Genomic DNA, 20,251 nt, shown 5'->3' with positions numbered 1-20,251 from the left:
AAAATCTTAATGAGTGTTCGCAGTCGCTTGACTGTTTTTCAAGCTATCTCATTGATGATTTGCTCATAAAAAAACCGTCCTATCTAACTTTAGCGAGTTAATAAGTGCCTCTTTCTTAGCAGAAAAAAAGAGCAAACAATGTTCACTCTACAGTTAAAATTTATTTTTCCATTTCGCGTTGAGCTTTTTGGGCAGCAACATTCATAATGTTCCATGGACGATCAAATCCCGGTTGGAAGAAAAAGTCCGCATACGCTAAATCGTTTACCGTTGCATGTTGCTGAATAGCAAAAGAAATCGTGTTGATATTAGCAGTCACATCAGCAGTTGACATAATTTGAGCCCCTAAGATCCGACCATTTTCAGGTGAATAAGTTAACTTAAATTGAACTTTTGCGTTATGATCAGCCGGAACAAATGGCGGTCTAAAAGTATCTTCAACATAAACTGAAGCCACTTTTAAATGGCTACTATCAGCAGTAGCATCTTTGACTCCCGTCGAAGCAAAATGATATTTAAATACTGATAAAGCTGAGGAACCTGAAACCGCTGGAGTCGGTGTATTCTCTTTCTCCAAGTTTTTTACTGCATAGCGGCCTTGACGCCGAGCATTTGTTGCCAAAGCAATCTTCGACATCTGATCGGTTGGAGCATAATTAACATAAGTCGCATCACCTACTGCAAAAATATCAGGTTGATTGGTCCGTTGATAACGATCAGTCTTAATTGTATGATCCTGGTTTAACTCAAGAGTTCCTTCTAACCAAGCTGTATTCGGCTTAACACCTGCAGCTTCAACCACCAAATCGGCATCGAAAGTACCTTTATCAGTGACCACCTGTTTAACTTTTCCTGCTTCTCCGACAAATTTCTGAACAGATTGACCAAGAGCCAATTTAACATGATGTTGTTCTAACTCAGGTGCTAAAACATCGGTAAATTCTGGATCAAGATATGTACCTAAAATTCGCGGCAAAATATCAATAACGGTAACTTGTTTCCCAGCCTTAGAAAAAGCTTCAGCAGCCTCAATCCCAATGTAGCCTGATCCGATAACTACTACGTTTTGGATCTCTGGTTCAACTGTAGCTTTCTTTAACTTAATTGCCCAATCGCGACCACGCATAAAATAAATATTTTCTAAATCATTACCAGGCACTGGTAAATTAACGGGAACCGCACCTGTGCTAACAATTAACTTATCATATTTCTCAATTCTTTTTTGATCATCAACCAAATTATGAACTGTGACTTCATGTTTTTCAGGATGAATTTCCGTTACTTCTTGTTGAACGAAGACATGAACACCTTTTTTCTCCATCCCCTCTTTTGTTGCATAACGTACACTATTAACATCCTTAACTAAACCTTCTAAATAAAGCTGCATCCCACAGGATAGAAACGAAACAAAATCGCCTTTTTCATACCATTGAATTTCTGCTTCTGGATAGTCCAACAGCAATTCTTCAACTGCCTCAAAACCACCGTGTGATGAACCAATTACAATTACCTTCATATCTTTCAATGCCTCCTTCTTTTCTAACTTTCATTATAATCATTTTAAATGGGGAAGCAATGAACAAAAGTTTAAACTTAACTTAGCTAAAAGTTTTTCGTAGATAAATATTACGAATTAAATCTCGCTCAAAAAATAGTATAATTAGTTGTAATAAAAACAATGGAGAAAGAAAATCGCAATTAAAATTTCAAAACCGTTAAAAGAACTCTTAGTAGCAATCAGACTTGGTGAGAGTCGAGAGCATCCATTAGCTGGTTGGAATATATTAACTATTTTATATCACGACGGTAGTAATAGCAGTGAACCAGTGACTCTTCAATTTTTATTACATCGCTACAATGCAAATTATCTTGATGTTGATGAAGGAGAGCCAGTAATTACCGAAAATGTGTTGAAACACATCATGCTGATTCTAACGGAACAAGCAAAACTAGTTGAACAAACATCTCGTAAAGTCCGACTGCGAATGAAAAATGGTAATTATCACATTCGACAATCCATTATTTATCACATTACCAGTAGTGGAATTGAATATCTAAATTTAATGCAAAAAGTTGTTGATGCCGAGAACACTGTCACAGCTAATATCAATCAAATCAATGAATACTGTAATTTAATTGACCTTTTAGCTGATCAACGAACAGAAACCCAAAGCACAAAGTTTTATAACTATTTTGCTCAAATGCTCAATACTTATGACGATGTCATGAAGGGAATGCATAAACTAGATAACGATTTAGATCAATTAATTAACGATCTAAATTTCAATCATGGTAGTAAAGAAGCAAAACAACTCCAAACGATGATAAACGAAAAGGCCATCCCAGCTTTTCAGCAATTATTAGCCAAAGCTCCTAAAATTCAAACTTTAGCTAATTCAGAAAGCTTTAGAAATCGAGTTGCATACAGTCAACAAGGGGAAGACGATCTTGATACTGCTCGGGCAATTAATGATCAACACGCAATTACTCAACGATTTCGTCAAACTCAAGCTTATGTTAAACGGCAGTTAGATCGACTTGCAAAGAGTTTAGATCCTAGTACAAGCGCAATCGACAATAGTTTAGATTCAGTATACTTACTTTTTAACACTATTTTAAAAGCCATCCAAATTTTAAGTCAAGAATATGAACACATTAAGAATCAAACCATTGATTTAAAAGCCTTAACTTCAAAAATTGATCAATTATTAACTGATTTTAAGTCTTTAAATGTGCCCGCTCAGCTACCTCGTCATCTCGCCCAAGATCGACTTCTTGCTGATCCAAGTGACTTATTGGATGCTTCAACGATGGGACCGGTCGAATATGTTGCAAATATTCGAATCAAAAAAATTGCCACTGAAAACGACAATCCGATCATTGTAGATGACCATCTTGGAAAAATTACCACTCAAACGGCTCTTGACGAGATCAAGGAACTTATTATGCGAGATGATTTACACGCTGTAATTGATCATGATTTGGAGTTCAAAACAAAAATTGCACGTGACGAAATTGTTCGGTTATATAGTGCAACAAGAGCAGATCATTATGATAGTTTTGCACCTTTTGGTCGTAACGTATTGGAAGTAAGAATAATTCCTGAAATTAGTTCAATTCGTCTTCATTGTGCAGGCGAAATGTTTAGTGTTTTTTTACCCCAAGGTTTTGAAATCAGTTTTGCGGAAGGAAAAATTTGAAGTGACTGAATTACATTCATCTGAACGTCTAATAATTAATCAGCTTCTCGACCATAACGTTTTTACAAGTTCTATTACCCCCGAACTAACCAAGACCACGCTTCGAGCTATTACTGTGTTAAAGCGACCACTAGTTCAACAAAGAATTAATAAATACCTTCAAGATCTGCTGGGAATAATTCCTGAAAATTACCAAGAAAATTTACTTTTTTTGGTAAATAAAGAACAACTCCCGCCTGAAACAGTTCATGTTTTATTAGCTACCTTAAAGGCAGTGATAAACTTACCTGAATTACAAGGCGTTGACGGAGACCGGGTTGTTTCTACTCAAAAGATTATTCAACTTGTCCATAGCGAGGTTACCGAATTAAGAGAATCAGAAATCGCAAAACAAATAACTAATTTGTTTGTTGATCGTTTTGCACTATTTAAACCAGAACTACCAGAAGAAATTATTAAAGATTCTAATGAAGAATTAATTGAATACTGGGATATTTCTCCCGATTTTAATTACATTGCTCAATGCTTGGTGAACCTATTATTAAAGCAGGATGAGGAATATAAATTAAATGACCTGCAACGTGTTAATCGATTCTTACTTGAAAATAAATATTTAGATTCAAAACAATCTCATGATCTTTGGTCAATCTTTATTTCAAATAAAGATTTAATCGCTCAAAAATGGGCACAATTAAAACGTTTTGACTTAGAATGCGGTGATGACTATGCTTTATTACTTGATCGTTCAAGACGCACTAGTTCATCAAAAGCTTTTATGACTGCAATCTTGGTCGCCCAATCACTAACCGCTGGCTTGCCCAAATCTCGCTTAACTTTGCTAATTCAGCAAACAGCCAAACAATATTTCCCTCATTTTCAAATTAGCATCAGCGAAGTTAGACGCCTATTATTTGAGCAAGCTCTTGCCACTCAAAACAACGGCTTTATTATTGCAACGCCTGTCGTAAACAGATTTCATGTCAAATTATCTAACTAAAAGGAGCCTATTTTTATGAATTTATTTCAACACCTAGTCCCTACAAGCTTCCATTTACGCCAATTCAATAAATATGTAAAATTAGATTTATCTGCTTCCAAAGCTGGTAATATAACTTTTATTGGCGAAAATGCTGTCGGTAAAACTACCCTTGCTAACTGCTTTTTCCCGATGCTTATCGACGGTGCCATCTCGACTCCTTCTTTCAATGCAGCAAAAGGGATTGACAAATTAAATCAAGATATCAATCCTCGAAACAGCGCTCGTGATACTCGTAATTTTGAAAGTATGCTCCTCGGTTGGGGTGCAGGAGCAATGAAAGTAAGGACTGGTTACAGCTATATAAACTTGCAATCAGACACCAGGCAAATCATTTTAGGTCTTGGCGCTACAAGAATAGTTGGGGATAATAAAAAGCCCACTTGGTGGTTTATTGTGATCAGCGATGAACTGGATAAACCGATCAATCTTGTAACTACTGATCAGTTCGATCAAGGCTTAAATAAAGAAGATTTTATTCAAGCTAACAAATCTTTAGAAGACAAATTAACTGTCTTTGATCGAGCACTTGATTACCGAGAATTTGCCGCCCAAAAAGTTTACGGATTTACCGATGGAGAAACACTTGGCAAACTTGCCAATGTTTATCGCCTTTTAGCATCTCCGATTTTAACTGCTGGTAGTGCCCGTTTTACGCCGATTCGTGATTCTTTAAAAAATGCCCAGGAAGGCATCGATGCTGATCTAATTAACAAAGTTGCCAACAGTCAACGAGAAGTCAACCGTATGAACGGAGTTTTAGAACATTTAAAATCTGGTCAAAAAAGGTTAGATAAAATTAAACAAGAAATTTTTTGGCGAAACTTAAATCATTTAAATGAAGTCTTACTTGATCCTTATACCGAAAACTATCATGACTTCGCTAGTGAACAAATTAAGGTTGAACAAGCACAAGAAAAGCTAAAAGAATTAAATTATAGCCAGCAAAAACTTAACGATCAACTTAAAAGTACAAATACTCATTTGGACGATCTTAGATTTCAAAAGGCAGAACAAAAAACCTCAATTGAGCTTAAAAGTTTTCTAAATGGCCAAATTGTTACTCAAAATCAGCAATTAACTACTTTTCAAAAACAACAAGATCAGCTAAACGAACTGTACCACCGATTAGACAAAATAACCGACCAATTAAAAGAGAGCCTGAATGTTGAGAAAAACATTAGAGTTACTGAACTAGATCCCTTGAAAGAAAAATTACAGTCAATAACAAGTCAAAATTTAAGTACTTTAGAAAAATTACTCGCTACTGACGATATTTTTGAGTTTGCTGCCTACTTAAAAACATATCTAAATCAAATCAAAGACGCTAATAATCAATATCAATCAATTAATCAAACTATAACTAAACTCGGTCTAAATGTGAATTTTGTTGAAGAAATGAAAAATCAAATGGAGCAACAGATTAACGAAAGATTGCAAGGACCACTTTCTAATCGTGCTCACAACCGCCTAATTGAAGACAATCGTAATATTCACGATGCTGGAACATCTAAAATCAATGATCAGAATCAAGACTTGCTTAATGAACAAAAAGAAATTATATATAATCATCCTGATCTAACTGTGATGATTAAACACCCTGAACTTCTAACTTCTTTAGATCAAGCAAATAAAGATTTAAGCGGAGTTTTAAACAAAATTAAGCAATATCAGGAACAACAAAACACTCTAAAAAGTGAGCAAAACAATTTAAACAAATTAATCGATAACTTAAAAAATCAAATGCCAGCAGATTTAGAGGTATCTGAACTTAAAAATTCAATCATGAATTTAAAAGAAAAAGCGGCCAGTTTGAAAGATAATCCAGAAATTGATCAAGCTTTAGATGATGCTGAAAAACGATATCATGATTATCGCGAACAACAACAGAATTTAATCCAAACAATTAATGAAACTCAGGCAGAGATGAAGGCAGCACAATTACAAATGAACCGTTTGAAACAAAAACTAACGGTTCTTAATGCAGTAATCGAATTAGATCTAAAAAACCTTTCACCCTATTTTCCCAATGAACTCCAATTGGCAACTGTCGATGATTTACTTAATTTTGTAAAACAACATCGCAGTGAAATTAAGAATAATAATTTTGCTGATCTTAGCGGCATTATTAGTCATTTAATTCATCACAACGATCAAAACGGAGTAGACCGCAATGCATTGGATACCATTTTCGAAGAACGGGGGCAAGGAGAAATTGCTAGCGCAATGCGTCAGCAACGAACAACAACAAAAAACGATTTAACAGTTGTTGCTTTCGATCTTAATCAAGCATTAAATTTTTTACACGCCGATGAAGTAGGTGTTATCAAAGCTTTAAGAACATTAGAAACTGGTAATGATGTTTCCCAAAAAGCCTATGAAGCAGCGGCAATTAATCGCATTACTGAACAATACAATGTGATCAAAGAGTACAACCAAATCTTAAATGAAGGGGCAGAAAACGCTCAAAGCATTAAATTAAAAGTTGAACTGAAACCATCAACTGTTTTGGAAAAAGTAATTGAAGAAGCTTGCGATCCCGAATTGGTCGAACGACCTGCGCTGCAAGCAGAAATTCAACAACGTCTTCGACGCTTAGCAAATAATACTGATTTAGCCGACGATGATGAAGCTTTTAATGAACAGGCTCAAGAACTTCTTGACCCTCGTCAATGGTCTAATTTTAGAATTTTGATTAAGCGCCGCCAAAATAACGAAGACGAATACGAAGAAGTAGATGATAAATTTGTCCAATCTGGGGGCTCAGGGGCCGAAAAAGCCCAAGCAATGGTCCTTCCATTATTGTTAGTACCAAAAATGCTTCTTCAGCAAGCTAATTTAAAGGATGCTCCTTATCTTGTAATGTTTGATGAATTTGCCGATAAATTAGATCCTGAAACAGCTAAATCTTTTGCTCAAACTATTTCACATTTTGGATTTAGTTTTATTGCTACAATGCCAAATGGTGCTCAAAACAAAATTCTTGCTGATGGTGTCGAAAATATCGCATATGAAGTAATTGCACCCACTCAGACAAATGATGGAAAATTCCATTTAAATAACGTTTATCCCGCCCTAATCTGGCGTTAAAAAAAGATCTACTCACCACAGTAGATCTTTTTCTCTATTAAGCTTCAATTAATTTAAAACTGCTCCAAGGCTTCACATAATCCAACAAAGGAAGATCACTTTCTGTCAGACGTCCAACCACATTACGTTTGCCATCGTTAGGAAATTCACAAAGCGCAATCTGTAATTCACCCTTATAACGTGCATAATCATCATTAACGATAATTACATCACCGCGCTGAAATTTTCCATTTTGATCATGAGCTGGAATTGATTCATTTTTGTATTTAATCCGAGACATTGTTGAACGCAGTAAGTAGGCTGAAGCATCGCCCCGATATAACTGAATTTCGTCTAAAGCAATTTTTCTTTCAGTTTCATTCATTTTGGATCCAAAATTCACTTGCAAAAAAGGTTCAGGAGCCTTGAAGGCAGATGCAATAGATTTCAACTCTTCCTCGCTGGCATATGCATTCCCAACAATTACATCGTCAACTTGATTGCTCAGCAATAAATGATTTACCTGAGACGCAACTGGCCGATTTCGATCACTCTCTAGTGTTGGCAAGCCTTCGCTAACTGGCCAAGGTCCCATTGTTGCAACATGCGAAGAAACAAATGCCGCACTATGAATATTAAATTGACGATAACCCTTAGAATATTCATTAAAAATATTTTCACTCAGTCCTGTATACGACTGTGGATAAAAATTATGACAACCTAATAAATTATCAGAATTTGGTGCATAATCCATAATTTGATCTAGATAATGGGTACCGCGGCTCATATTCAACTCAATTTTTAATCCATAAGGGTTCCTTGTCATTTGAGCTTCTTCCAACCCACTGAATCCCTCATCTAAACGCAAGCCCCAAACGTTTAAGTCGCTAAAAAATTTTAGATCGTCGTATTTGATCTCTAAGTCTGTAAATAGAGCCGGATTAATATCAACAATAACTTTCATTCCCAGCGAATTTGCATAGTCGACAACTTTTTTAAATTTTGATAAAATATCTTCTCCGTTATCATCTTTTAACTGGAGTAAAGAAGTAAAAACCCGCTCATAACCATATTTATGAGCTAAATCTAAATATTTTCTATCAGAATCATAATCTGACTGCTCTGGATAAACTGAAATTCCTAACATTCGCACTTTAATCACCTCAAGATGTATTTACTTCTAATTATACAGCCAATTACCAAATAAGGATACATATAAAAAAAGCCAACCAAAGTTGACTTTTTCTTCAAGTACTTTATTTTTCAGCTAGTTTTTTATACAGATCAACTATTTCACCAGCTAAATCGCGAAAAGTAATTGCATTCATAATGTGATCCTGACCGTGAACCATCAGTAACGAAACCGGGACATGCTCACCACTAGCTTCCTTTGTTAACATACCGGTTTGAGAATTATGCGCTTCTGCTAAGAACTTATCTGATTCCTTCAATTTAGCATCAGCTTCAGTGAAATCGCCTTTTTTTGCAGCTTTAATTGCTTCAAAAGCTGAACCTTTAGCATTTCCACCATTCATAATTAAGCCCATCACGGCTTGTAAAGTTTCATCATTCTCTTCCATCAATTAATCCTTCGTAAATTTATTTGATTAAACTCATTGCTTGATCTAAAACTTTAGCACCATTCATCATGCCGTAATCTTGCATGTTAATAACTTCAACCGGAATTGAAACCCGTTTCTTAAAATCATCCAACATGTAACGAACCTGAGGTCCAAGCATTAAGACATCTGGGTGTTCTGTCTCCAACTTAGAATCTGCATCTGAGCTTGATGTAGCAAAAATCTTAACATCAATATTTTTCTCTTCAGCAGATTTTTGCATCTTACTAACCAACAAACTCGTTGACATCCCAGCAGCACAAACTAGCATAATCGTTTTTTCACTCATTATATATTACTCCTTTAAAATTGGTAACAAAGATCGTCTTTAATTTCTACCCTTTTTCTATTCTACCACAATTTCCAAAACGAAAAAATCATTTGATCAAATCACTAAACTAAATTTTAAACATTGGTTTTTCAATTTTTTGAATTATAATAAAAAACAGATAATTTTAGCATACCCAAGGAGTTCACAATGACGATAGAATCGGCATTCAACGAGCACTACCATGATTTAAACGTTAACGAGCGTCAGACTCTATCAAGAATTCTGACCAACAAAAGAGATTTTTCCAATTTAACAATCAATGAACTCGCCAAGAAAGCTTTGATTTCTAAATCATTTATTATTCGACTTTGCAAAAATATTGGATATTCTGGCTACAGTGAATTTAAATATCAGTTAAAAAGAGAGCTGGAACAAGCCGATAAATTGCTTAATAGCCAAAACATCTTAGAACAGACCAAATTGGATTTAAGCGAAACTATGAATTTAATCGATTTTGATCAATTAGCAATGCTCTGCCGAAAAATGAAGCAAGCTCCGAGAATTTATACTTATGCTACTGGCTATGGAGCCAAAAATATTCTCGAAGATTTCAAAAGAGGGATGGTCGCAGCTAAAAAAGCGATCATCTCTTTTCCCACTAGCATTGAACTGAAGCTAAACAATTCAGTTATGCAAAAAGACGATATTTTATTTGTTGTTTCCATGAACGGACAAGCCGATACAGTTATCAAAGAACTACCTTTTTTGAAAGAAAAAGGGATTATTGTTGTCTCAATTACAAGATTTCTTGTCAACCCCCTTGCCAGCATGTCTTCCTTTAATTTATATTTGCAAACAACCGATACCAATGGCTTTTATACTTCCTACGTCCCTCTTTGTTTGCTCCTGGATTTGATCGTGAAACAATTTCTTAACTGTGAAGCTTAAATCATTTTTCGCAGTGTGTCAAAGCGGCAGTTAAACTTTCCAGATCACGATTAACGATTAATTCTGCTGGAAAGTCAATGGATTCTAACATTTTTAATGCCTCTTCAAAGTTCCCAATTTCAGTATAAAAATGTGCATCAGAACTGATTGTAATCTTGACTCTATACTTCTTACACAATAACGCAATTTCCTGGCAATTTTTGCGAGCATTTTTTCGATACGGAAATGATGAGGAATTAATTTCAACGATTTTATCATATTTTTTAAATTCTTGAATTACTTTCTCAAAAGAAAAGCGAAATGCTTCATCTCCTGGATGACCAATAATATCAACATACGGATTTCTCGCAATGTTCATCCAAAGCTGATCCTGCTTTTCAAGTGTGGTTGGTTTAACAACCTGTGCATGACAAGAGGCAATCACCAAATCCATTTTTTGAAGCGTAGTTGTTGGCAAGTCGAGCGTACCATCGTAGTCTAAAACATTACATTCAACCCCTTTAAAAATTCTCAATCCTTCAACAAATTTAGGAATTGCTTTTCGCATATTGCCAAAATAAGTTTTAGGAAAAGTGTCTCCTAAACCCAACCCAGGAGCGTGATCAGTCACTGCCAAACCAGTTAATCCTTTTTTCTTCGCTTCAGTAATATTCTCTTTCAAAGTACTATATGCATGAATAGAGGCAATCGTATGAGTATGAGTATCAATTTTTGCAGTTATCATTTTCAAAAATTCTTCTTTCTTTATAATAATTTATCAAATTCGTCTTTAACTTGCGGAACACTAATACCAATAATAATCTGGATATTATCTCCCTTTCTAACAACACCTAGCGCGCCCATTTCGGTAAAATAGTCATCGCTTTTAACTATTTGAACATCATTAACGGTGACTCGCAACCTTGTCGCACAATTAGTCACATTTCGGATATTTTCTTTACCTCCTAATCCAGCCAACGCATCAATCGCCTTTCTTTGAAATTCATTTTCTGCATTGCTTTCTGCTTGTTTGGCTTTATAATCTTTTTTCGAAAATAACTTTGTTTCTCCAGTATCCTGACGTCCTGGTGTTTTAAAATCAAATTTAGTAATTACAAACCAGAATACCAAAAAGAAGATTAATATAAAGACCAACCCGACTCCAATCTGGGCTAAATACTCGTTATGGTGATTATGCCAAAGTGGAATCCAATTTTTGGCCAACCAAGTAATAATTCCACTAGTAAAATCTCCCCGTAAACCGATTAAATACATCGCCAAAGTTAAAGTCGCACACAAGACGGAGTAAATAACATAAAGAATCGGAGCAACAAATAAGAAAGTAAACTCTAAAGGCTCTGTAATTCCACCAACAACTGCTGAAAGTGCGGCCGGAATTACAATTGCTGCAACTTTCTTCTTATTTTCTGGTTTAGCTGACATATAAAGAGCCGCTGCAACTCCTGGAGCAGCAAAAACCTTATTTTGACCGTAAAGTTTAAAAGCCATGCCTGGTGCTAACTGCGCTAAAGATTTAGTTGATTCACTAAACGCTACTAAATGATTTAACCAATATGTGGTCAGCCCTTCATTCACAATTACACTTCCATAGCTAAAAGGCTGCGTTAATAAATGATGCAAACCTGTGGGCAAAAGTAGTCGTTCCAATAAGGAATAACTCCAAACGCCAAACCCCCCGCTATTTACAAAGAAAGATTGCAAATGAGCCATTCCACGTTGGAAAAATGGCCAAGTAATACAAAAAACTAGTGCCAAAACCACTGACAGCAACATTCCAATAAATACAACTAGTGAAGATCCGTTAAACATTGCAAGCCAGTCCGGAACCTTTTTATCAATAAAATGGTCATGAATATAAACAACCATTAACGCAATAACGATTGAGCCAACAATTCCAGTATCTAAGGTTTTTATCCCGCCAATCATCTTTAAGCCAGAACCCGTTACTGCATCTTGACTAAAATTAACTCCAAGATTTTTACCAAAATATTTCAAAATCGATCCAGTGAAATAATTAAAGGCGGTATAAATCACAAATGATTCCATACTAATCCGTGCCAATGACTTCTTAGCTAACCCTACCGGTAAAGCAATAACAAAAAGAAGTTCTAAATTGTTAAATACGGTCCAAAAACCCGAACTAAGAATGTCCCAAAATTTGTACCACATTGTCGTCGGCTGAGCAATTTTTCCCATGATAATTGGATTCATAAAAATAATAGTAATCGCCAAAATTATACCTGAAAAAGAAAACAGCATGATTGGTGTAAACATTGCTCCACCGAATTTTTGAATTTTATCTTTCATCCATCCCTACACTTTCATTTTTTGTCCATTATAATTGCAAATGGTCAAAAAATGGTGGAACGCTTACATTCAGGGATTTTGTTAATCTTTTTAAAAAAGTTCCACTTTGAGAAACTTTTTTCCACCAAAAAATCCGAGTTACCCCGGATGTTTAAAAAGTGTATTTACTTCACTAATCCATGCTTAAATGCATAAATTGTGGCTTGAGTACGGTCTTGAACATTAAGTTTATTTAATATATTAGAAACATGGGTTTTTACCGTTTTTAACGAGATGTATAGCTCATCACCAATCTCTTTATTGGTCTTTCCTTCACCAATCAAACGCAAAACTTCTAATTCCCGATTAGTAAGGGTTTCAAACAATTCCTCTTCTTGAACTTTAGCAGGATTATTTTTAATTTTATCGGCAACTTCATCTTCAAAAACCGATTTACCCATGACGGCTTTATGAATCGCATCAACAATTTCATCTGCACTGCCAGTTTTTAGAATATAACTAGTAGCCCCTGCTCTGATCGCTGGATAAACTAATTCATCATCAATAAAACTGGTTAAAATGATAATTTTTTGTTTAGGATTATTTTTAAGAATTTTCTTTGACGCGTCAACTCCGTTCATTTCTGGCATTACCAAATCCATTAAAATCACATCGGGTTTTAAAATCTTTGCTTGCTCGACTGCCTCAAGACCATTGGTCGCCATCCCAACAACTTCAATATCTGATTCAATTTGTAAATAAGCAGAAATTCCCATGCGAACCATTGTATGATCATCAACTATTAAAACTTTAATCATTATTTTCACTCTTAAAAACTGGGACTTTAATAATAATCCCGGTCCCTTGCCCCTTCAGAGAAACAATTTTAAAAGTTCCTCCAATTGACGCTGCCCTTTCCTGTAGATTTTTTAAGCCGTAACTACGATTACTTTTTTGTTTGGGATCAAAACCAATACCATTATCTTCAACCCGCAAAACAACATTGTTTTGACTCCGTTTTAAATACAATAGAATTTGAGTTGCCTTGGCATGTCGTAAAATGTTTGAAATAATTTCTTGAACCATCCGAAAAATATGATCCTCAATATTGCGATTTAAATCAACTTCGTCAACTTCAAAAAAAATTTTTGCCTTAACTTTGGTTTCAAGATCATTAATAAGATGAACAATGCCTTGTCGCAAAGTTTTATCTTCTAACCCCAATGGTCTTAAATGCAATAGCAACGCCCGCATTTCATTTTGTGCTTCGTTAATCGCTGTGGATACAACATTTAATTGGGAATTAACTTGTTCAAGACTTACCTTATTTGATTTAATTTGCTTTTCTAAAGCACTCATCATCATCATTCCAGCAAATAAATCTTGGGAAACTGAATCGTGAAGTTCTCGAGCAATTCTCTTTCTTTCATTACTTAGAATTTGCTCTTTTGTCTCATTTTCGACCAGATTAGGGGTTACTGCCAAGCTTTGAATTTCTCCCTCTAGTTCCTTGATTCTCTGATAAATTAAAAGCATCATTTGGTAAATTTGAGGATCAATTTTAGCATAATCTGGTTTCTTGGCTTGATCTAAAATGTCTGCCAGTTCACTTTCAATTTTTGATAACTCGATTCTTCTGGTGATCATGAAAAGGAAATATATCAAAATCGCAAAGATAAAAATTCCCAAATACAGAAGAAGCCATCCAGGAATAATCCAAAATGACTTTAAATTTAAGATTTGTTGAGCTGTCTTATTTGAACTAAAGTTTGGAAGCAAATAAAGAAGACCCATTGTATACAAAAACAGGCACAAAGCAATTAATCCAATTAAATAAACCTTTTTTTTTGATTTCATCCCAAAACAATCTCCAACGTGCTAATGAATGAATTTAGATAAATATTAATCCGCTGTGGAAACTCATCAGATTTCGGCTTCTTATAACGCACTCTTTCATTTTTAAGTACTATTTGTTTTTCTTCAAAAATGAAATTTCCCCGATAAGCTGCAAAATCAACAAAAACTCCCACACCAATCGGCACAATGATTCGAACTTTCCCCCAAAAACAACGGACTACCATTACTGCTTGCGAAGGAAGAATCGTATCTCCCAAATCTAAGAGATAGTTTCCTTTAAAAAAAAGCAAATTTAAATCATCCCAATAAAAAGGTTGATTGGATGGCTGGTTAATTAAATTATTTGGCTGAATTTCTAGACCTGATGGTAACCGATCATTTTTTAATTTAATTTTTTTATACTGAATATCTTGCTTCAACCGCTACTTGACCTTTGTAATTTTAACCTTAATTGTTCCTCCAGGAGTTTCAATCAAAACTTCATCATTAACTTTTTTTCCATTTAAGGCAGTTGCAATTGGTGATTCCACTGAAATTTTACTCTTAAACGGATCAGCCTCAACAGAACTAACAATTTTATAGCTCTCCGTCTCATTATCCGTAATATTTAAAAATTCAACCGTTTTGCCAATTCCGACAGTATTTTTTTCTAATTCACTTGGTTCAACAATTTTGGCAAATCTCAACATATTCTCTAGTGTTGAGATTCTCGACTCTAAAGCGCTCTGTTCATCTTTGGCAGAAGTATATTCCGAATTTTCGGATAAATCTCCATAACTTCGTGCAATCTTAATTCGATTAATTATCTCAGGCCGCTTAACTTGTCTTAGATTGTCTAACTCTTTTTCTAACTTTTTTTTACCATCTTTGGTCATTGGATATGTTTTTGGTTCCATTATTACTCCTAATTAATTTCCTGTTTCTTTTTGTTTTTGAATTTGTTCATCATAAGTCCGACTGTAGTAAACCTTCTTTGTTTTTAAGTCGGCAACAAAATACATATATTTTTTTTCTCGCTCAGCTGGATGTAAAACAGCTTCAATTGATTTTATGCTCACTGAACCAAATGGTCCTGGTCCAAACCCTGAATTTTTATACAAGTTATAAGGAGAATCAACTGCAGTATCAGCATTTGTTAAATGAGTCTTGTGAGTATTTAAAGCATACATAACTGAAATATCAGACTGTAAAGGCATCGAGTCATCTAAACGGTTCAAAAAAACTCCAGCAATCAATTTCCGATCTTGATCAGTAATTCCTTCTTTTTCAACTAACGAAGCAACTGTTAGGAAATGTTGGACAGTAAAGTCAGAATTTTTAATCTCTGTGTAGTATGGCCCCATTACTTCATTCATCTTTGCAACCATTTCAGAAATCAAATCTTTTGGTTTCATCCCTTTATAAATCGTATAAGTCGCGGGATATAAATAGCCTTCCAACCTATATCTCACATCACTAGCGTCTTTTGCAGAATTTAACAAAGCAGGATATTTCTTAACTAGTGCATTAAAAAAAGTTTCATCTTTTAAAACCTTCTCTAAATCACTTTGAGTAAAGGAAGTTTTTTTGGCAATTAGCTTTTCCATTGCCTGAATATTTAAACCTTCTGGAATCATAACCTTGCCAAGCTCTTCTTTAGAATCAAGGGGTTTGCCACCTTCTTGAAGTTTGCTAGAAATCTTTTTGATTGTGTCAGATTGCTTGAATTCATAAATTCCCGCCTTGAAGTCAGAAATATTATTAGTTTTGACATAAACATTAAAAACGGTTGCACTTTTTATTACTCGTTTTTGTTCTAATAAATGTGCAATATCTTTGTTTGTCGATCCAACGGGAATTTTTACTCTAATAACTTTAGAACTCTCAGGATTAATTGGCTTAAGAGAAGTCTCTACGTATTTGTATAACATAATACCAGTAATCAAAATAACTGTCGCTAAAATCCCGATAATCCAAGTCGAAATATGTTTAACCTTTTGATTATCTTGCCTAATTTTGTCAGATTTACTCTGATTTTTTCGCTCTTGTCGACTAGGCATCTTTTCTTCGTTCAATTTATACCTCAAAAATTACCTTATTTTAGCAGCAAATCTGTCCTCAAGCATCTTAGTCACTTCATTAAGCGCTTGATTAATTTCTTGATCAGTCAAAGTCTTTTCTTGATTTAAAAATGTTAGTGAATAAGCAAACGAATTGACCTCATCATTTGGCGCGTATACATCAAACAATTTAACATTGACCAAATTTGGAATCTTTAGATCATTGATCGCTGCAACTAAATCTTGATTACAATATTTTTTGTCAACAAACAATGATAGATCTCGATCAACTGGATTTAATTTAGACACTTCAACCTTGCTAATTTTCGCCCGAGGATAGTGAAGTAACTGGTTAAGATCAATCTCAAAAATAATTGTAGGCGCTAGGTCCATTTGTCTAGCTATTTTCGGATTAATTTTACCAATGATTCCAATTTCTTCCTGATCAATCATAATAGTTGCAGCCTGACCTGGATGAAAAATCTGACTCTTTGATCCTGGAACTAAAGAATACTCTTTACTAATTCCGATTCTCTTCATAAAAGTCGCTAAAACTCCTGACAAATCATAAAAATCAACATTTTTCCCCTTGTGTTGCCACGTATCTGGAAATTGCCCGCTTAAAGCCACCGCAAGTTTAGTATGTTCGATCTGTCCGTCATTCTTAAGGTTTCCAGTAAATGTATGACCAATTTCAAATAGGTGCTGAAATTTACTACGTCTTGCTTGGTTATAATGCAAAACATTCAATAATCCGAAAACCATGCTTCGACGTAGAACTTCGTGATCTTCTGTCATCGGATTTGGCAAGACGATCGTATCATCAATGACTTGGTCTAAATTATCTACTTCTCGCTTAGAAACTAAAGTATAGTTCAGAATTTCTTCAAATCCACAGCCAATCATAATTTCTCTGGCTCGTTTAACCATTGTCTGTAATGGAGTAAATAATGCTGGTATAACTTGAGCGGTAGGAAGTGTCATCGGCAATTTATCGTATCCTATCATCCTGGCTACTTCTTCAATTAAATCCTCTTCCCCCATTAGATCGGGACGCCGATGAGGAAAAGTAACTTTGATCTGATCTTCAGATTGCTCATAAGGAATCGAAAGATTTGATAGTATCTCTATTACTTGGTCATTAGATACTTCCATCCCTATCTTTTCACTGATTCTTTTAGCGCTAGTTTCCAAGCTATAAGTCGGAAACTCTTCATTTGATCCGATTATTACTTCTTCTGAAATCTCACCGCCAGCCAACTCTTGTATTAAACAAGCAGCATGATCTAAAGCCGTTTGAACTGTATCAGGATTAATTCCTCTTTCAAAACGAATTGAAGACTCACTTCTCAAGCCAAGTCGTTTAGCAGTCTCTCGAATTCTTCTGGCATCAAAAATTGCACTTTCTAATAAGACGCTTGTTGTTTTAGCAGTAATTTCATGATCAAAGTCTCCCATAACACCAGCAATTGCTGTCGGTTTAGTGCCATCAGTTACTACCAAATCCCGTCGCTGCAACTCTCGTTCAACTCCATCGAGCGTTTTAATTATTTCGCCATCTTTAGCATTACGAACCAAAACCTCACCAGATTTAATTGTGTCATAATCAAACGCATGCATCGGTTGACCATATAGATATAAAATATAGTTAGTTACATCAACTACGTTATTAATTGGCCTTACTCCTACATTCCAAAGACAATTTCTCAGCCATTGGGGACTTGGAGCTATTTTGACACCTTGAATTCTGCGTAACTTATAAATTGGAATTAGCTTTGAATCGCTTACAGATACTTTCGTATCTTGTGAAAAACTATCTTTTTTAACGTTCAGGGAGAACTGAGGCAATGACGGTTTTTTTTGATAAAAAGCTCCAAATTCATAGCAAGCCCCCATGATCGACTGAAGGTCACCACGATTAGGAGTTAAATCAAGATCAATAATTTGATCATCCATTCCAAGGTAAGGAAGCGCATTGGCACCAATTTCTGGTTTTAATTCGGCCGGAAAGTAGTAAATGCCATCAAGATATTCCTTCGGAACAACACTATTTGCAAATCCTATCTCCTCTAATGAACAAATCATTCCATTAGATTCATACCCTCTCATCTTTCCGCGTTTAATTTTGACATTATCTTTAATTCTTGCTCCTGGGAGAGCAACGATAACGTACTGCCCACTTTGAATATTAGGTGCACCACAAACAATTTGTTTATTTTCCCCTGGTTCTACCTCAACTTGACAAAGTTTCAGATGATCTGATTCTGGCATTTGAGTTACTTCGTGAACCAATCCTACAACAATGTTTTTTAATCCTAGACTCGGAATAATAATTTCGTCGACTTCTTGACTTGTCATAGTTGTTTTCGCTGCCAATTCTTTTGCATTAACTGACAAATCAAGATATTTTTTAACCCAATTTAAAGAAATTAACATTAACTCTCACCTTCAAATTTTTCCAAGAAACGAACATCGTTAGTATAGAGATCTCTAATATCTTCGATCCCATATTTCAACATCGCAAATCGATCCATTCCCATTCCAAAAGCAAATCCCTGATATTTATCAGGATCAACTCCAGCAGCTTTAAAGACATTCGGATGAGTCATTCCGGCGCCCAAAACCTCAATCCAGCCTGTATTTTTACAAATCGAACAACCTTCACCATCACAGAAGAAGCAACTAACATCAGCTTCAACAGAAGGTTCGGTAAAAGGAAAATAGCTCGGTCGAAACCTAACTTCCCGCTCAGAGCCAAAAAAATGCTTAAGAGTAATATTTAAAGTTCCAAAAAGATCAGCCATTGTAATGTTGCGATCAACAACGATTCCCTCCATCTGATAAAACTGGTGAGAATGAGTAGCGTCATCATTATCACGCCTAAAAACTCGACCAGGACTAATCATTCGAATTGGACCTTTCGAAAAATCATGTGTTTCAAGTACGTGAGCCTGATTCGGAGATGTTTGAGATCTTAAAAGCCAATCATTTCCCCGATCACTCGTTAAAAAGAAAGTGTCCTGCATATCTCGAGCAGGATGACCTTGAGGAATATTTAACATTTCAAAGTTGTGCTTATCATCCTCAATTTCTGTCCCGTCATCAACTGTATAGCCCATTGAACGAAAAAAATCCACCAAATCATCAATTACAATATTAATTACATGTTTGGTGCCGACTAAATAATCTACCCCTGGCAAAGTAACATCGATCGTTTCTTTTTTAATCTCTTCTTCAACTAAAGCCTTAGTGATCTCCTGGCGTTTTAACTCAATCTTCTCATTCAATTGATCACGAATTTCATTAGCTTTTTTGCCGATTTCTTTTCTTTCCTCAACCGATAGTGAGCCCAATTGTTTTAGAATTTGAGTTAATTCACCTTTTTTACCTAAAGCCTCAACTTTAAACTTATTTACCTCGTCGCTGCTTTTTGCAGAACTGAGTCTATTTTCAAACTTTGTTTTTAGTTCAGCTAATTTTATTTCTAAATTCATCAATTATTCCTTAATTAAAATCTAATAAAATAAACCCTTCAAAAATGAAGGTTAATTACTGGGCATTGATTCATCTTTACATAACCATTTATCAGACCAGCTATGTAAAGACTTTAATGTTTGATTTAAATCTGCTCCCATTTTAGTTAAGCGGTATTTAATCAAAGAAGAACTCGGAAAAGTCATCCGTTCAACTAATCCTGCCCCTTCTAATTCTTTAAGTCTTTCCACCAAAACTCGATCACTACAAGGATCTACAAACTTAGATAATTGCTTAAACCTAAGGGGTCCATGTTCCAAAAGAACAGTGATTATTTTTGCATTCCACTTTTTTCCAAGTAGAACAAGTGCTTTTTCTAAATGGGGACAAATATGATCCTTACTTCCTTTTGCGCTCACAAATTGCATGATTACACCTCATTATTACAATAA

At 35.1% G+C, this 20,251-nt stretch carries 18 protein-coding genes; 4 read left to right on the top strand and 14 right to left on the bottom strand.

Translation table 11 applies throughout. The features are described from left to right. Nucleotides 1-160 precede the first annotated feature (160 nt). Nucleotides 161-1,516 (bottom strand): FAD-dependent oxidoreductase, encoded by a 1,356-nt coding sequence (locus tag R8495_RS04710; RefSeq protein WP_317636389.1) that lies wholly within the window; start codon nt 1,514-1,516, stop codon nt 161-163. A 175-nt stretch (nt 1,517-1,691) separates the two neighbouring features. On the opposite strand from R8495_RS04710, the gene R8495_RS04705 reads away from it, so the two are divergent. Genes R8495_RS04705 through R8495_RS04695 form a run of 3 tightly spaced genes read left to right on the top strand, consistent with a single transcriptional unit; the run spans nt 1,692 to nt 7,326 of the window. After that, entirely contained in the window at nt 1,692-3,200 is a 1,509-nt protein-coding gene (locus tag R8495_RS04705) for a hypothetical protein (RefSeq protein WP_317636589.1), read from the top strand. Between the two features lies 1 nt (nt 3,201). Further along, on the top strand, nt 3,202-4,197 hold the full coding sequence (locus R8495_RS04700) for a hypothetical protein (protein ID WP_317636388.1): 996 nt from the start codon (nt 3,202-3,204) through the stop codon (nt 4,195-4,197). Nucleotides 4,198-4,212: 15 nt separating this feature from the next. Further along, nucleotides 4,213-7,326, top strand: a complete 3,114-nt coding sequence (locus R8495_RS04695) for an SbcC/MukB-like Walker B domain-containing protein (protein ID WP_317636387.1) — start codon at nt 4,213-4,215, stop codon at nt 7,324-7,326. A gap of 37 nt (nt 7,327-7,363) precedes the next feature. On the opposite strand, the gene R8495_RS04690 is transcribed toward R8495_RS04695, so the two are convergent. The 3 genes from R8495_RS04690 to R8495_RS04680 all read right to left on the bottom strand — a co-directional run bounded on the left by R8495_RS04690 (nt 7,364) and on the right by R8495_RS04680 (nt 9,213). Further along, nucleotides 7,364-8,458: a DUF871 domain-containing protein gene (locus R8495_RS04690; protein ID WP_317636386.1), complete on the bottom strand. Its 1,095-nt coding sequence runs from the start codon at nt 8,456-8,458 to the stop codon at nt 7,364-7,366. A gap of 103 nt (nt 8,459-8,561) precedes the next feature. Beyond that, nucleotides 8,562-8,885: a PTS lactose/cellobiose transporter subunit IIA gene (locus R8495_RS04685; protein ID WP_317636385.1), complete on the bottom strand. Its 324-nt coding sequence runs from the start codon at nt 8,883-8,885 to the stop codon at nt 8,562-8,564. A 19-nt stretch (nt 8,886-8,904) separates the two neighbouring features. Continuing rightward, nucleotides 8,905-9,213: a PTS sugar transporter subunit IIB gene (locus R8495_RS04680; RefSeq protein ID WP_317636384.1), complete on the bottom strand. Its 309-nt coding sequence runs from the start codon at nt 9,211-9,213 to the stop codon at nt 8,905-8,907. Nucleotides 9,214-9,402: 189 nt separating this feature from the next. Between R8495_RS04680 and R8495_RS04675 the strand changes: the two genes are divergently transcribed. Next, nucleotides 9,403-10,143 carry a MurR/RpiR family transcriptional regulator gene (locus tag R8495_RS04675; RefSeq protein ID WP_317636383.1) on the top strand — a complete coding sequence of 247 codons (741 nt, stop codon included), beginning with the start codon at nt 9,403-9,405 and terminating at the stop codon, nt 10,141-10,143. A 1-nt stretch (nt 10,144) separates the two neighbouring features. Here the strand turns inward: R8495_RS04675 and R8495_RS04670 are convergent, their stop codons facing one another. From R8495_RS04670 to R8495_RS04625, 10 genes are all read right to left on the bottom strand, one after another. Further along, nucleotides 10,145-10,867 (bottom strand): phosphatase, encoded by a 723-nt coding sequence (locus R8495_RS04670; RefSeq protein ID WP_317636382.1) that lies wholly within the window; start codon nt 10,865-10,867, stop codon nt 10,145-10,147. 20 nt (nt 10,868-10,887) lie between these two features. After that, nucleotides 10,888-12,450, bottom strand: coding sequence for an alpha-glucoside-specific PTS transporter subunit IIBC (locus tag R8495_RS04665; protein WP_317636381.1), 1,563 nt, complete (start codon nt 12,448-12,450; stop codon nt 10,888-10,890). 164 nt (nt 12,451-12,614) lie between these two features. After that, nucleotides 12,615-13,247, bottom strand: a complete 633-nt coding sequence (locus tag R8495_RS04660) for a response regulator transcription factor (RefSeq protein WP_317636380.1) — start codon at nt 13,245-13,247, stop codon at nt 12,615-12,617. Beyond that, nucleotides 13,240-14,286 carry a sensor histidine kinase gene (locus R8495_RS04655; protein WP_317636379.1) on the bottom strand — a complete coding sequence of 349 codons (1,047 nt, stop codon included), beginning with the start codon at nt 14,284-14,286 and terminating at the stop codon, nt 13,240-13,242. The genes R8495_RS04660 and R8495_RS04655 overlap by 8 nt, the downstream gene beginning before the upstream one ends. Then, the gene (gene liaF, locus R8495_RS04650; RefSeq protein ID WP_317636378.1) at nt 14,283-14,705 is read right to left on the bottom strand and encodes a cell wall-active antibiotics response protein LiaF; all 423 of its coding nucleotides are present in this window, start codon (nt 14,703-14,705) and stop codon (nt 14,283-14,285) included. The genes R8495_RS04655 and liaF overlap by 4 nt, the downstream gene beginning before the upstream one ends. A 3-nt stretch (nt 14,706-14,708) precedes the next feature. Continuing rightward, on the bottom strand, nt 14,709-15,182 hold the full coding sequence (greA, locus tag R8495_RS04645) for a transcription elongation factor GreA (protein WP_317636377.1): 474 nt from the start codon (nt 15,180-15,182) through the stop codon (nt 14,709-14,711). 12 nt (nt 15,183-15,194) lie between these two features. Further along, complete coding sequence (gene mltG, locus R8495_RS04640) at nt 15,195-16,325, bottom strand: endolytic transglycosylase MltG (RefSeq protein ID WP_425613266.1); 1,131 nt, start codon at nt 16,323-16,325, stop codon at nt 15,195-15,197. A 30-nt stretch (nt 16,326-16,355) separates the two neighbouring features. Continuing rightward, the gene (pheT, locus tag R8495_RS04635) at nt 16,356-18,761 is read right to left on the bottom strand and encodes a phenylalanine--tRNA ligase subunit beta (protein ID WP_317636375.1); all 2,406 of its coding nucleotides are present in this window, start codon (nt 18,759-18,761) and stop codon (nt 16,356-16,358) included. Next, nucleotides 18,761-19,819: a phenylalanine--tRNA ligase subunit alpha gene (gene pheS, locus R8495_RS04630; RefSeq protein ID WP_317636374.1), complete on the bottom strand. Its 1,059-nt coding sequence runs from the start codon at nt 19,817-19,819 to the stop codon at nt 18,761-18,763. Before pheS ends, pheT begins: the two co-directional genes overlap by 1 nt. 51 nt (nt 19,820-19,870) lie before the next feature. Further along, complete coding sequence (locus R8495_RS04625) at nt 19,871-20,227, bottom strand: winged helix-turn-helix transcriptional regulator (RefSeq protein WP_317636373.1); 357 nt, start codon at nt 20,225-20,227, stop codon at nt 19,871-19,873. Nucleotides 20,228-20,251: the final 24 nt, after the last annotated feature.

It is taken from the genome of Xylocopilactobacillus apicola, from assembly GCF_033095985.1.
In the GTDB taxonomy this organism is placed as follows: Bacteria; Bacillota; Bacilli; order Lactobacillales; family Lactobacillaceae; genus Xylocopilactobacillus; species Xylocopilactobacillus apicola.
The sequence above is the reverse complement of the archived record's forward strand: the minus strand, read 5'-3'. Positions and strand labels throughout refer to the sequence as shown.